This is a genomic window from Nitratireductor sp. ZSWI3 (assembly GCF_024655565.1).
GTDB lineage: Bacteria > Pseudomonadota > Alphaproteobacteria > Rhizobiales > Rhizobiaceae > Nitratireductor.
Window position 1 is genome coordinate 1 of sequence record NZ_JANKOF010000117.1, and the last position, 13,553, is coordinate 13,553.

Below are 13,553 nucleotides of genomic sequence, written 5' to 3' on the forward strand. Positions count from 1 at the left end.
GGCAGAGCGTTCGCGCCTTCTCCCCGGCCGGCGCAGGACTGGCGCTGGGAGACCTCGCCCAGCCGCCCGCTGGATGCCGCGCCCGGCCCGGGCTTTTCCGCCCCCCGGCAGGCGACCTTCGATGTCGGACCGGGGCTCAGCGCCGATGCGCGCGCGGGCATGGAAGGGGCGCCGGCCGAATTGACGCGCCAACCACTGGGAGCGGCGCGTGCGCAGGTGCACGAGAACTACATCGTCGCGCAGACGCAGGATTCGCTCGTCATCGTCGACCAGCATGCGGCCCATGAGCGGCTCGTCTACGAGGCCCTGAAGGAGGCGCTCCATTCGCGCCCGCTGCCGGCGCAAATGCTGCTCATGCCACAGATCGTCGACCTGCCGGAGGAGGATGCCGAACGGGTCGCCTCGCATGCCGACTTCCTCGCCCGTTTCGGCCTCGGGCTGGAGCGCTTCGGCCCCGGCGCCATCGCCGTGCGCGAGACGCCCTCCATGCTCGGCGAGGTGGACGTGCCGCAGCTCGTGCGCGATCTCGCCGACGAGATCGCCGAGCACGACACGGCCGATACGCTGAAGGAGCGGATCGACCACATTGCCGCCACCATGGCCTGCCACGGATCGGTGCGTTCAGGCCGGCGGCTGCGGCCGGAGGAGATGAACGCCCTGCTCCGCCAGATGGAGGCGACGCCGGGTTCCGGCACCTGCAATCACGGCCGGCCGACCTATATCGAGCTGAAGCTCAGCGACATCGAGCGCCTGTTCGGCCGGCGCTGAAGCCGGTCCGGCAGCACCCCCAGGCCACACAGGCGACTTGACGGCAAGGTCGAATTGTGGCGCAACGTAGCGGCAACCGAGGCTTTGCACATGAACCGTTTCGAAGGCGCCCGCGAGGCACGCATCCGCTATCTGGATGGCGATTTCCAGGTGATGACGCCGGGCGCCTTCGTGCGTTGCGCGGTCACAGGCCAGTCGATTCCGCTGGACGAGCTGAAATACTGGAGCGTCGCGCGGCAGGAACCTTATCTCAATGCCGAGGTCTCGCTGGCCCGCGAGATCGAGGATGACCCCTCGCTCAGGCAGCGGGGATAGCCAGCCTGGAGCCGGATGAGGAAAAGTGTGAAGCGGTTTTCCGCCCGCATCCCGCTCTAACTCTTTGAACGCGATCTGAGGCTGCGGTCCCGCCATGCCTCGATGGTGTCGGCGACGATGCTCGCCGGCACGTCCGGCGCGGCGAAGACGGCGTCGACCGGCAGCACGCGGCAGCGCTCCGCGACCCTCCGGACGAGCGGGCCGCCGTGGCCGAGCCGCACCAGGTCCTTCTCGGTGGTGATCAGCGTGAGCCCCGCCGCCTCCGCTGATTTCAGAAGGTCCTGCAACTCCTCCTCGTCATAGGGGTGGTGATCGGGAAAGCTGCGCGCCTCCACCACTTCGCCGCCGGCCTCGCGGACGCTGTCGAAGAACTTGCGCGGATTGCCGATGCCGGCGAAGGCCAGGAACCGCCCCCCCTTGACGGAGCGCACGCCGCGCGGCTTCAGGCGCGCCTCGAACACCGGCTTGCCGGCGCGCGAAGCCTGCCTGACCACGGCATCCGCCGCCTCGCCCTCTCCCATGGTCAGCACCGCGTCGGCCCGGCGGAGCTGGTCGATCAGTCGCGCCCTGAGCGGCCCGCCGGGAATGACGTGGCCGTTGCCGATGCCGCGCCTGGCGTCCACCACCATCAACGCATAATCCATGTGGATGCGCGCGCTCTGGAAACCGTCGTCCATGATGATGAAGTCGCATCCCGCCTCCACCAGGACCCCTGCCCCAGCGGCACGGTCCGGGGTCACCACCGTCGGCGCATGCCGGGCGAGAAGCAGCGGCTCGTCGCCCACCAGGCGGGAGGAATCGCTGCCTGCCTCGACGAGATGCGGCTTGAGCAGGCTTCCGCCATGGCCCCGCGACAGGAACCCCGGCTTGCGGCCGGCCTTGCGGGCCTGCTTGGCCAGGGCGATTGCGACTGGCGTCTTGCCCTCGCCGCCGACCGTGAAATTGCCGACGCAGAGCACCGGCACCGCGATGGGATGCCGCCGCGCCAGGGTGAGCCGGTAGCCGGCCGCCAGCCCGTACAGCGCCGAAACCGGCGACAGGCACCAGGCCCGCCAGTCGGGTGCCTCCCACCAGAAGGGCGGCGCCTCGCTAGCCATAATCGTCCCCGCCTTCGAGGCGGCTCTTGACGACCAGCGGATGGATGTAGGGATCGAGCGCCTGCAGCGTCCGCTTGAGCGCACCGGACATGTCGTCGACGGCGGTGAGGCCAGCCTTGATCATGGCATGGCGCGCGGCATCGTTGTTGAGCAGGAAGTTGACGCCGCCGGCCAGCATCTCGCCGTCGCGCACCAGCCTCGCGCCGCCGCGGTCGATCAGACGGCGATAGGCGTCGCGGAAGTTCTGCACGTTGCAGCCGGCCAGCACCGCCGTGCCGAGCCGGGCCGGCTCGATGGGATTCTGACCGCCCTCCTGGACGAGCGAGCGGCCGACAAAGGCCACCTCCGTGAGGCGCAGATAGAGCCCCATCTCGCCGATCGTGTCGCCAAGCAGGATGTCCGTGTCGGCGGTGACCGGGTCGTTGCGGCTGCGCCTAGCGATCTTCAGGCCCTGTGCCGTGAACTCCTGCTCCAGATCGGCCGCGCGCTCGGGATGGCGCGGCACGATGATGGTCAAAAGGCTCGGATGGCGCGCCTTGAGTTTACCATGCACCTCGGCGGCGATCGTCTCCTCGCCCTTGTGAGTCGAGACGGCGGCCCAGGTTTCGCGCTTGCCGATGGCCCGCTGCAGCAGCGCCAGCGCATCCTTGTCGACGGGCGGGGCGCCGGTGTCCACCTTCAGGTTGCCGGACACCGTCACCGGCCGCGCCCCGAGTGTGCGGAAGCGTTCGCCGTCGACCTCCGACTGAGCGATGACATGGGCGAGATTCTCGAACAGCGCCTCGGCCAGGAAGGGCCGCTTCTGCCAGTTGGCGAAGGAACGGTCGGAGAGCCTGCCATTGACCAGGACCTGAGGCACGCGCCGCGCGCCCAGCTCCAGGATCGTCATCGGCCAGATCTCCGATTCGGCCATGATCGCCAAGTCGGGCTTCCAATGATCGAGAAAGCGGCTGACGGCAGGCTTCAGATCGAGCGGCACATATTGGTGGATGACGCGGTCACCAAGCCTCTCCTCCGCCACCTTGGCCGAAGTGACCGTGCCGGTCGTCAGGACGATGTTGATGCCGTAGGCGATCAGATGCTCGATCAGGCTGATCACGGCGACCGTTTCGCCGACGCTTGCCGCGTGCATCCAGATCAACGGTCCATCGGGCCGCGGATGGCCGGCGCGGCCATAGCGCTCATGCCGGCGGGCCCTGTCTTCCTTGCCCTTGCCGGCGCGCCAGACGATGTAGCCGCCGACCAGCGGAAAGGCGGCAGCGCCCGCCCAGCGGTATGTCGTGAGAATGGCTCGCGCCCACCGCTCGCTCATCGATCACTTGCCGTCGACAAGGGCGTAGGCCTGCCGCGTCGCCTCGTTGAGCGCGTCGGTCACCTGCCTGCGTTTTTCCTCCATCACCGCCTCGTCGGCCGCGGGCTCGACATAGATCGGATCGCCCAGCACCACGGCGCTGCGTCCGAACGGCAGGTTGATGGTGGTCTTGTCCCAGGTGCCCTCGAGCACCTTCCGGCGGCTGGTGGCGATGGCGACCGGAACGATGGGCCGGCCGGAAATGCGCGCCAGCGTGACGATGCCCAGCCCCGCCTCGCGCGGAGTGCCATGCGGAATGTCTGCAATCATCGCGACATTGCAGCCACGCTCGATGGTCTTTTTCAAGGCGATCAGCGCCTGTGCGCCGCCCTTGCCGCTGTTGCGCTCACCCTTGCGCCCGCCGGAGCCGCGAACGATGCCGAAGCCGAGCTTCTCGGCAACCAGCGCGTTGAGCTCGGCATCGGCGCTGCGCGAAAAGAGGGCTACCAGCCTGTGCTTGCGCGGATTGATCGCCGGTCCCATCAGATGCTGGCCATGCCACAGAGCGGCGATGGCCGGCGAATGGGCGGCAATGGCCGCTTCCAGATCATGCGATCCGGCAACACGCGGATTGGTGCGGTCGATCAGGCGCAGGGCATTGGCCATCACCGCCGCCAGCGCCTGTTTGACGAAGCGGGAGCGGGCAAGCGGCTTGCGGATGCGGCGCCACAAGCCCTTCAACGGGCGGCTTCCCGATTTTTTCCGCTCGACGCGCATGGCATTTGAAGGCACGGTCGCCTTGTTCTCCATCGGCAGCCTTTCGCTATCCCTCGGCCTTGCCGGCGCCGGGATCGAGCAGGCGATGCAAATGAACGATGAAATAGCGCATATGCGCGTTGTCGACTGTCTCCTGCGCCTTGGCCCGCCAGGCCTTTTCGGCGGATTTGTAATCGGGGAAGATGCCGACGATGTCGAGTCCGTCGAGATCGCGGAAGGTGAGGCTGGTCAGCGACGTCAGCTCGCCGCCGAACACCAGGTGCAGGAGTTGCGATTTCTCGTTTTCTTCGGCCATGACGAAACCCGTTTGCAATGGGAATGTGGCAACATGCGATTTGCTACACGCCCGTGTAGAGGAATTCCCGCGAATTTGAAACCGTTTAGAGGCTACGTCCCCCGGCTTCTCGGCTTTCGAGGTCGGCGACCACCGCGGCAAGCTTTCGAAGCAGAGGCTGGCTGCCGGCGACCAGCGCGCGGTGGCGCGGATCGGCCCCGCCATACTGTGGCGCCACGCCGCTCGCGTTGAGGATCGCGCCGCCCGCCTCGTGAAGCAGCAGATCGGCGGCAGCGATGTCCCAGTCATGGGCGTTTGGCTTGACGAAGGTGGCATCCAGCGTGCCGCGGGCCACCATGGCGATGCGGTAGGCGAGCGACGGCACGTAGCCATGCGGCCTCGTCCGCTGGAACAGGTCCGCCGGCAGCTTCGAAAGCATCGACTTGGGACCGGCGATGACCACGTCGGCGGCGGGCTTCTTGACGCTGATGCGCGTCCCGTTGGCGAACGCGCCGTCCCCGCGCGCGGCCGTATAGACCTCCTCGACGGCCGGGCAGTCGAGCACGCCGGCGATTGTCCTGCCCTCCTCCACCACCGCGATGCTGATGCACCAGGTGGGGCGCCCGCCGATGAAGGCGCGCGTGCCGTCGATCGGATCGACAATGAAGACGCGCGACGCCGAAAGACGTTCCGGGGCGGCAGCCGTTTCCTCCGAAAGCCAGCCATAGGCGGGCCGCGCGGCAAGCAGCGCCTCGCGCAGGAAGCGGTCGACCGCAAGGTCCGCCTCGCTGACCGGCGACGTGCCGCCCTTCCACCAGACCTCCGGGTCGCGGCGGAAATACTTCAACGCGATGCGTCCCGCCTCGCGCGCCACTCCGGTGATCAGGGAAAGGTCTTCCGCGTGCGCGTGCAGCGCTTTGTCACTTTCCGGCAAGCGTCATGCCCTCGATGAGAAGCGTCGGCGCGGCGGTGCCGAAATTGCGATCGAGGTCGTTTGCCGGCGTCATGTTTAGGAACATGTCCTTGAGGTTGGAGGCAATCGTCACCTCCGACACCGGATAGGCGAGCGCGCCATCCTCGATCCAGAAACCCGCGGCGCCGCGGCTGTATTCTCCCGTCACCAGGTCGACCCCCTGGCCGAAGACCTCGGTGACATAGAAGCCGGCCTTGATGCCGCCGATCAGCGCCTCGGGCGTCGTCTCTCCCGGCTCGAGCGCAAAATTGGTCGAGGCCGGATTCACCGAAGACGCAGCGCGCACGCCGCGGCCGTTCGTGCCGGGAAAACCAAGCTGGCGCGCGATGGAGGTCGACAGGAACCAGTGCCGCAGAACACCGTTCTCGACCATCACCAGGCGTTCGCCCGCCACCCCCTCGCCGTCGAAGGGCCGCGATGACTGGCCGCGCTTGCGGGTCGGGTCATCGGTGACGGTGATGCCGGCAGCGGCAACCTTCTTGCCCATCATCTCGCGCAGGAAGCTCGACTTGCGCGCCACCGATGCGCCGTTGATGGCAGAGGCCAGATGCCCGGCGATGCCGCGCGCCACGCGCGGATCGTAGATCACCGGAAAGCGGCCGGTCTCGACCTTGCGGGCGTTGAGGCGCTTGACCGCGCGCTCGCCCGCCCGGCGACCGATGTCCTGCGGCTGTTCCAGATCGGCAAAATGCAGGCGCGAGGAATAGTCGTAGTCGCGTTCCATCGCGGTCCCCTCGCCGGCCACGACGCTGACCGAACGGGAAAAGCGCGTTGCCTCATACTGGCCAAGGAAGCCGTCGGAGGTGGCAAGAACGAGGCCGCCGGAGCCGGCGCTCGCCCCGCTGCCCGAGGAATTCGTGACGCCGGAGACCGCAAGGGCTGCCTCCTCGGCGGCAAGCGCATCCTCCCTCAGGCGGTCCGCCGAAACCTCCGTTGCGTCGAAGAGATCGAGATCGGCCGGCTGGCGGGCGAGACGGCGCTCATCGGCAAGCCCCTGATAGGGGTCCTCCGGCGAAACCCGCGCCATGGCGACAGCCCGCTCGGCAAGCGGTGCCGGATCCGCGTTGGCGGGGGCGGAAACGCTCGCCACCCGCGCACCGACGAAGACACGCAGCGACATGTCATCGCTCTCCGAGGCTTCCGTGCCCTCGACCTTGCCGAGACGCACCGAAACGCTCTCGGAACGGGCCCTGACGACGACCGCATCGGCGGCATCCGCGCCCGCTTTCTTCGCCGCCTCGACAAGGGCGGCCACGCGGTCGACAAGATGCTGTTTGTGAAGGTTCGCCGTCATCGATATCCCTGACTGGAGAGAAGCGTTGCGCGCGAAGGTGAGCGCACGCCTTCGCCTTGCTTCCATTTATGATTCGCCTGGCATATGTGCAATGGTGCAGGTGACTTTCGCAAACGTATAAACGGGATCCCAATGGCTGTTGAAGCTGCGCCGCTCTATTATGAACCCCTGCTTCTGCTGGCCGGCGCGGTGATCGCCGCGCCGCTGTTCAAGCGCGTGGGGCTTGGAACGATCCTCGGCTATCTGGCCGCCGGCATCGCCATCGGGCCCGTGGCACGCCTGATCGTCGACGGGCGCGAATTGCTGCACGTCGCCGAACTCGGGGTCGTTTTCCTGCTGTTTATCATCGGCCTGGAGCTGAAGCCTGCCCGCCTGTGGGCGATGCGGCGCAGCATCTTCGGCCTCGGTCTCGTGCAGGTGGTGGTGACGGGAACGGTGCTGGCCGCGATCGGCGTGGCCTTCCTCGGCTTCTCCTTCGGTGCGGCCTTCATCGTCGGGTTCGGCCTCGCTCTTTCCTCCACCGCCTTTTCGGTGCAGACGCTGGAGGAACAGGGCACGCTCAATCACCGCTATGGGCAGACCTCCTTTTCCATTCTCCTGTTCCAGGACCTGGCGATCGCGCCCCTTCTGGCGCTGATCCCGCTCCTTTCCCCGGGCGGGGAAGGCGCCGAGGCGATCAGCCTGGAGCGCTTCGCGCTGGCACTGGCCAGCGTCGCGGCGCTCGTCGCCGCCGGCCGCTACCTGCTCAACCCGCTGTTCCGCATCATCGCCAACACGGGCGCCAAGGAAGTCATGATCGCGGCGGCGCTGCTCGTCGTCCTCGGATCGGCGAGCCTCATGGAGATGGCCGGCTTGTCGATGGCGCTGGGCGCCTTCATCGCCGGCGTGCTGCTGGCCGAATCCTCCTTCCGGCACGAGCTGGAAGCCGACATCGAACCCTTCCGCGGCATCCTGCTCGGCCTTTTCTTCATGGCGATCGGCCTGTCGCTCGACCTCGGCATAATCTTCCAGAACTGGCTCGCCATCCTGATCGCCGTGCCCGTCCTGATGCTCGTCAAGGCGGTGATCCTCTACGGGATCGGTCGCGTTTTCGGCTGCAATCACAACGATGCGCTGCGCGTCGCCGCCCTTCTGCCGCAGGGCGGCGAGTTCGGTTTCGTGCTGTTCACCGCCGCTGCCTCGGCCTTCATCTTCTCCTCGTCCATGGCCTCGCTGCTGATCGCCATCGTCACCGTCTCGATGGCCGTGACGCCGCTGTCCGTGCGCCTCGGCGAACTTCTGGCGCGCAGCGAGCAGGAAGAGGAGATGGACGAGGATTTCGACGGGGCCGGCGCCGACGTGATGCTGATCGGCTTCTCGCGCTTCGGCCAGATCGTCTCGCAGGTGCTCCTGTCCGGCGGCACGGAGGTCACGATCATCGATCATTCGGCCGACCGCGTGCGGGCGGCGGGCCGCTTCGGGTTCCGCATCTATTTCGGCGACGGCCGTCGCAAGGAGGTGCTGGAGGCCGCCGGCATCCGGCGCGCCAAGCTCGTCGCCGTGTGCACGAACGGCGTGACCACCACGGACCGGATCGTCAACCTGATCCGCGACGAGTTTCCGCATGTGCGGCTCTACGTGCGATCCTATGACCGGGCGCACACGCTGTCGCTGCGCGACCGCGACGTGGAGTACGAGATCCGCGAGACTTCGGAATCGGCCCTGATGTTCGGCCGCAGCGCCCTCGAAGCGGTCGGCATCGACGAGGAGATGGCCCGCGAGATCATGGAGGACGTGCGGCGCCGCGACGAGGAGCGACTGGCCATCCAGGCGGTCGAGGGCATCTACGCCGGCAACGACAAGATGCGGGTGCGCCCGGTGACGCCCGAGCCGCTCATCAAGCCGACCCGCGAAGCGCGCCGGCTGGATCCGGAAGGGCGCGAAAAGCCGCTGGAAGACGTGCTGGAGAACTGAGCCGCCGGCAGGCGGCTGTGGCTACACCGCCTCGAAGCGCTCGACCGCGGCGTCGATGGCGCGCTTCAGTTCCTCACGGATGCCGGCGGTCTCGGCCAGGATCGCGTCGATCTTCAGGAAGTCGAGCACGCGGAAGCGCGACACCGGGGGGCGGATCAGGATGTCCGGGTGCTTCTGCAGCAGCTTCATGGCGATGATCGACTGCATCATGAGCTGGCTTGCCCCGAACATCAGTTCGATCGACGTCGGAGCCTTGCCGCCCGTATCGGCGGGAGCGCCCACCACGTCGATGGCGATCAGGATGTCCGCTTGCCCTTCAATCAGATCGAAGGGCACCGGATTGTAGATCCCGCCATCGATCAGCATCCGCCCGTTGCGCTCGACTGGGCGGAACACGGCGGGGATCGCTGCCGAGGCGGCGAGCGCCTGACCGAGCGGTCCACTGTCCAGCACCGCCAGCTTGTGACCGAAATAATCGGTCGCCGTCACCCGGAGCGGGATCGGCAACTGCTCGAACGTCTCGGGCACTGCGGCAGGCAGGAAGGCCCTGATGATGCGCTCGGCGTTGAACTGGCCGAAGCGGAATCCGCCTTCGACCATCTCGGAGAAATTGCCCGGCCGGGCCCGCCACAGGCGGCTCGCCACCTCGGCCCGGCTGCCCAGAATGGCGCGCGCATGGGCGTGGATGTCCTTGCCGCTCATGCCCGCGGCGAGCCCCGCGCCCATCAACGCCCCGATGGAGGATCCGGCGACGACGGTCGGGCGGATGCCGAGCTCGTCGAGCACCTCGATCACATGGATATGCGCCAGCCCGCGCGCGCCGCCGCCGCCCAGCGCCAGCGCGAAGTTCGGCCCGCCCGAAGCCGGGCGGTTCCTCGTGCCTTGCTCGACGACCGACTGCATGGCGCGCCTAGCCTCCGTTCTGGGCCGGGCCGACGACCAGTATGGCGGGCTTGGCAGAAAGCAGCCGCCTGGCGGCGTTCCTGACATCGTCGAGGGTCACCGCGTTGATCAGGCTGGCGCGGCGCTCGATATAATCGATGCCGAGATCGTCCTGCTGCAGCCCGACAAGGGTGCGGGCAATCGCCACCGAAGAATCGAGGTTGTTGATCGGGTAGGAACCGATCACATAGGTCTTCGCTGCGGCAAGCTCCTCCTCCGTCGGCCCCTTGTCGCGCATCTCGGCTATCACGTCCTCGATCACCGCAAGAGCCTGCCCGGTCTGCTCCGACCGGGTCGCGGTCTGGATTCCGAGCGACTGCGAATGATCGCGGCTGGAAAGGTAGGACGTCGCGCCATAGGCGAGGCCGCGCTTTTCGCGCACTTCCTTGAACAGACGCGAGGAGAAGGTTCCCCCGCCCAGGATCTGGTTCATGAGATAGGCCTGGAAGAACGCCGGATCGTCGCGTGCAATGCCGGGATAGACGAGCTGGATGGTCGACTGTGGAAGCGGATAGTCGACCCGGACCTGCTGGTCGAGCTTCGGCGCGACCGTTTCGACCGGCGTCAGGTCGGCCGTTTCCGGCAGGTCGCCGAACACCTCGTCCAGCGCCTTTTTCAACGCCTCGGCGTCGATCGCCCCGACCACGCCGATGATCAGGTTCGAGCGGGCGAAAACCTTCTTGTGAAAGGCTTTCAGATCATCCGGCGTTATACTCTGAAGGCTTTCGAGCGTTCCCTCGTCGGGATGCGCATAAGGATGGTCGCCATAAAGCGCCTTCTGCAACGCGACATAGCCCTGCTTGTTCGGATCGCGCTCGTCGGAGCGGATCTGCACGGCGATCTGACCGCGGATCCGCTCCACGGGATCGGGGTCGAAGCGCGGGCTGGTGACGGCGAGGCGCAGAAGGTCGAGCACCTCGCCGCTGTTTTCGGCAAGCATGCGGATCTGTCCCGAGACCGCATCCGATCCGGCGCGGAACGACATCTCGGCGCCGAGTTCTTCGAGCCGCTTCTGAAAGGCATCCGAATCCATGTCGCCGGCGCCCTCGTCGAACAGGCCGGACATCAGGTTGGCGATGCCCTCCTTGCCCGCCGGGTCCTGCGCGGAGCCGCTCTCGAATGCGAATTGGAACGTGATGATGGGGATCGAGTGGTCCTCGACGAGCCATGCGGTCACGCCCTTTTCCGAGGTCACCTCCTGGATCTTGACCGCCGCCTGCACCGGCACGACGAGAAGGACGAAAAGGGCGATGAACGCCCCGAGGGAGGAAAGCCGACGCATGGAAACTCCTGCCTGCATGGTTGCCGCGCGCCTCATGACCGCTTCTCCTCGGCCGGCAGAAGGTAGCCCTTCACCGCGCGCGACAGATCGAGATAACGCTGGGCGACGCTGCGGACGTCGTCGGTGGTGACGGCGGCCAGCCGCTCGGGAAGTCCCGTGATGTCCTCCACCTTGCCGCCGGTCGCCAGCGTCGCGCCGAACAGATTGGCCGTGCGCGTCTGGCTGTCGCGCATGAACATCTGGTCGCGCAGGATCTTGGTGCGCGCCGTTTCCAGTTCCTCGGGCGTGATGCCGTCCGTCTTGATGCGGCCGATCTCCGTGACCAGCGCCTTTTCGACAGCGTCGAGCTCGGCCGTGCCGCGCGGCTCGCCATAGACGACGAAGCCCGAATAATCATAGGCGGCGCCCTGCAGGTAACTGCCGGCGCTGGCGGCGATGCCCTGCTTGACCACGAGTTCCTGGTAAAGACGGCTGCGCAGGCCCTCGCCCAGAACCTCGGACAGGATGGCCAGCGCCTCGAACTCGCCCTTTTCGGCTCTTCTGTGCGAGGGAACGAACCAGTTGATCGACAGGTTCGGCACGCTGACGCGCGGGTCGCTGAAGGTGACGGTGCGGGCCGTCCGCTGGTCGGGCTCCATCGGGCGCACCCGCTGCGGCAGGTCCGGCCCGCGCGGGATCGCGCCATAGGTGCCCTCGGCCAGCTTGCGCACCTTGTCGGCCTCCACGTCGCCGGCCACCACCAGGATGGCGTTGTTGGGCGTGTAGAACCGGTCGTAGAAGGCTTTCAGGTCGTCATGCGTCAGGCCTTCGATCTCATCCTTCCAGCCGATCACCGGAATTCCGTAGGGATGGTTCTCGTAAAGCGTGGCGTTCAGCTCTTCCGACAGGATCGCGCTCGGCACGTTGTCGGTGCGCATGCGGCGCTCCTCGAGCACCACCTGGCGTTCCGTCTCGATGTTCTCTTCCGACAGAACCAGATTGCGCATGCGGTCGGCCTCGAAGCGCATCATGTCGTCGAGCTCGGCCGGCGCCACCTGCTGATAGTAGGCGGTGTAATCATAGGACGTGAAGGCGTTCTCGTTGCCGCCGACGGCGGCAACCGCCTCGGAAAATTCGCCCGACGGATAGGTGCTCGTGCCCTTGAACATCAGGTGCTCGAAGAAATGGGCGATGCCCGACTTGCCCGGCGCCTCGTCAGCGCTGCCCACCTTGTACCACAGCATATGCGTGACGACGGGCGCGCGGTGATCGGGAATGACCACCACATCAAGTCCGTTGTCGAGCGTGAAACTGGAAATGTCGGAGGAGGCCTCGGCCTCGGCGGATAAGGCTGCGGCGGGCAGCGTCAGTGAAACGAACAAGGCGAATGCCGCCCCGCGCGCGGCAGCCGCGACTGAATATCTCATAAGCAATCCCGTATCGTTCGGTTCAGCGCCAGCCAGCATGGCACGCGCGCATGACAAGCGAAAGCTATCGGTGCAAAAGTGACCAAACTCAGGCGACGGCGGCGAAGCTCGCGCAGGATGTGCCGTATTCGCGGCGCTCGATCATCTCGAAGCCCGCCGGCGGCTGGAACGGCGAGGCCGAAGCCTCCTCCACCATCACCAGCGCGCCCGGCGCCAGCCACCCGCCGGCAAGCGCCGCCGCGAGCGCCGTTTCGCCGAACCCCTTGCCGTAGGGCGGGTCTGCCAGCACCAGGTCGAAGGGCTGCATGGTGCCCACCTCGCCGAGCCGTGTGGCGTCGCGCCGGAAGATCTTGCTGCGGCCCTGCAGCGACAAGGCCTCCACATTGGCGCGGATCAGAGCGCGGGCCGCCGCAGCCTCCTCGACGAACAGCGCGAAGGCCGCGCCGCGCGACAGCGCCTCGAGCCCGAGCGCTCCCGTGCCGGCGAAAAGATCGAGCACCCGCGTGCCGGCGAGCTTTTCCGGATAGCGGTGCTCGAGGATGTTGAAGAGGGCTTCACGGGTTCGGTCCGTGGTCGGGCGTATGGCTTGCGACCGCGGCGTCGCCAGCGATCTTCCGCGAAACTCGCCGCCCACGATGCGCATGGCTCAGCGGCCCTTGCCAGGCTTGCCCGGACGCCCGCCACCGGGCCTTCCCTTGCCGGGCCGCGACGGATGCGAGGGCTTGCCCCCCGGCTTTGCGAACGGCTTGCCGCCCGGTTTCCCACCGAACTTGCGCTCGCCCTCAGAACGCTCGGCGCGCGGCTTGTCGCCGTCCCGGCGTGGCCGCTCGGACCGCGGCCGCTCGTCCTTCGAAAAACGGCCGCGCCTTTCCCCCTCGGGCTTTCCCCGTGCCGCAGGCGCCTCGCCGTCGCGGCGGAACGAGCCGCCCTCGCGCTTGGCAAAAGGCTTCTTCTTCCCTTCGCCGGCCTCGTCCTTCCTATCCTTGCCGAAGGGGCGGCCCGATCGCCCGCCTTCCCCCTTGCCGGCATATCCGCCCTTTGCGGCACCGCCCCGGGCGGGACGGGCGCCAGAGGGTTTGGTCCGCTCCTTGTCGAAGGGCCGTGCCTTCTGTTCGCTCCGCTCTTCAGCCGGGCTCTCCCCGGCGGCAGCGGCGCGGCGCTTGCCTTGCGGCCGGGCACCG

The 13,553-nt window shown here is 67.2% G+C and carries 12 protein-coding genes and 2 pseudogenes; 3 read left to right on the forward strand and 11 right to left on the reverse strand.

Features of this window, described 5'->3' with window-relative positions; genetic code table 11:
* Together NUU27_RS22815 and NUU27_RS22820 are read left to right on the forward strand one after the other, a co-directional pair.
* Positions 1-768 (forward strand): annotated as a pseudogene (locus NUU27_RS22815) (DNA mismatch repair protein MutL); the annotation flags it as partial.
* 90 nt (positions 769-858) lie between these two features.
* Entirely contained in the window at positions 859-1,083 is a 225-nt protein-coding gene (locus NUU27_RS22820) for a DUF2093 domain-containing protein (RefSeq protein WP_257764601.1), read from the forward strand.
* A 56-nt stretch (positions 1,084-1,139) separates the two neighbouring features.
* Here the strand turns inward: NUU27_RS22820 and lpxK are convergent, their stop codons facing one another.
* From lpxK to NUU27_RS22850, 6 genes are all read right to left on the reverse strand, one after another.
* Positions 1,140-2,180: a tetraacyldisaccharide 4'-kinase gene (gene lpxK, locus NUU27_RS22825; protein ID WP_257764602.1), complete on the reverse strand. Its 1,041-nt coding sequence runs from the start codon at positions 2,178-2,180 to the stop codon at positions 1,140-1,142.
* Positions 2,173-3,492 carry a lipid IV(A) 3-deoxy-D-manno-octulosonic acid transferase gene (gene waaA, locus NUU27_RS22830; protein ID WP_257764603.1) on the reverse strand — a complete coding sequence of 440 codons (1,320 nt, stop codon included), beginning with the start codon at positions 3,490-3,492 and terminating at the stop codon, positions 2,173-2,175. The genes lpxK and waaA overlap by 8 nt, the downstream gene beginning before the upstream one ends.
* 3 nt (positions 3,493-3,495) lie before the next feature.
* The gene (locus NUU27_RS22835) at positions 3,496-4,281 is read right to left on the reverse strand and encodes a lysophospholipid acyltransferase family protein (protein ID WP_257764604.1); all 786 of its coding nucleotides are present in this window, start codon (positions 4,279-4,281) and stop codon (positions 3,496-3,498) included.
* Positions 4,282-4,294: 13 nt separating this feature from the next.
* Positions 4,295-4,543 carry a DUF4170 domain-containing protein gene (locus NUU27_RS22840; RefSeq protein ID WP_257764605.1) on the reverse strand — a complete coding sequence of 83 codons (249 nt, stop codon included), beginning with the start codon at positions 4,541-4,543 and terminating at the stop codon, positions 4,295-4,297.
* A gap of 85 nt (positions 4,544-4,628) precedes the next feature.
* Positions 4,629-5,456 (reverse strand): 3'(2'),5'-bisphosphate nucleotidase CysQ, encoded by an 828-nt coding sequence (locus NUU27_RS22845; protein WP_257764606.1) that lies wholly within the window; start codon positions 5,454-5,456, stop codon positions 4,629-4,631.
* Positions 5,443-6,789 (reverse strand): TldD/PmbA family protein, encoded by a 1,347-nt coding sequence (locus tag NUU27_RS22850; RefSeq protein ID WP_257764607.1) that lies wholly within the window; start codon positions 6,787-6,789, stop codon positions 5,443-5,445. The genes NUU27_RS22845 and NUU27_RS22850 overlap by 14 nt, the downstream gene beginning before the upstream one ends.
* A gap of 132 nt (positions 6,790-6,921) precedes the next feature.
* On the opposite strand from NUU27_RS22850, the gene NUU27_RS22855 reads away from it, so the two are divergent.
* Positions 6,922-8,742, forward strand: a complete 1,821-nt coding sequence (locus NUU27_RS22855; protein ID WP_257764608.1) for a monovalent cation:proton antiporter-2 (CPA2) family protein — start codon at positions 6,922-6,924, stop codon at positions 8,740-8,742.
* Positions 8,743-8,763: 21 nt separating this feature from the next.
* Here the strand turns inward: NUU27_RS22855 and NUU27_RS22860 are convergent, their stop codons facing one another.
* The 5 genes and pseudogenes from NUU27_RS22860 to NUU27_RS22880 all read right to left on the reverse strand — a co-directional run.
* Positions 8,764-9,645: a patatin-like phospholipase family protein gene (locus NUU27_RS22860; RefSeq protein ID WP_257764609.1), complete on the reverse strand. Its 882-nt coding sequence runs from the start codon at positions 9,643-9,645 to the stop codon at positions 8,764-8,766.
* Positions 9,646-9,652: 7 nt separating this feature from the next.
* Positions 9,653-11,002, reverse strand: coding sequence for a pitrilysin family protein (locus NUU27_RS22865; RefSeq protein ID WP_257764610.1), 1,350 nt, complete (start codon positions 11,000-11,002; stop codon positions 9,653-9,655).
* Complete coding sequence (locus NUU27_RS22870; protein ID WP_257764611.1) at positions 10,999-12,372, reverse strand: pitrilysin family protein; 1,374 nt, start codon at positions 12,370-12,372, stop codon at positions 10,999-11,001. Before NUU27_RS22870 ends, NUU27_RS22865 begins: the two co-directional genes overlap by 4 nt.
* A gap of 88 nt (positions 12,373-12,460) precedes the next feature.
* A complete protein-coding gene (gene rsmD, locus NUU27_RS22875; RefSeq protein ID WP_257764612.1) occupies positions 12,461-13,015 on the reverse strand; it encodes a 16S rRNA (guanine(966)-N(2))-methyltransferase RsmD in 555 nt (184 codons plus the stop codon).
* Positions 13,016-13,018: 3 nt separating this feature from the next.
* A pseudogene (locus NUU27_RS22880) lies at positions 13,019-13,553 on the reverse strand (pseudouridylate synthase); the annotation flags it as partial.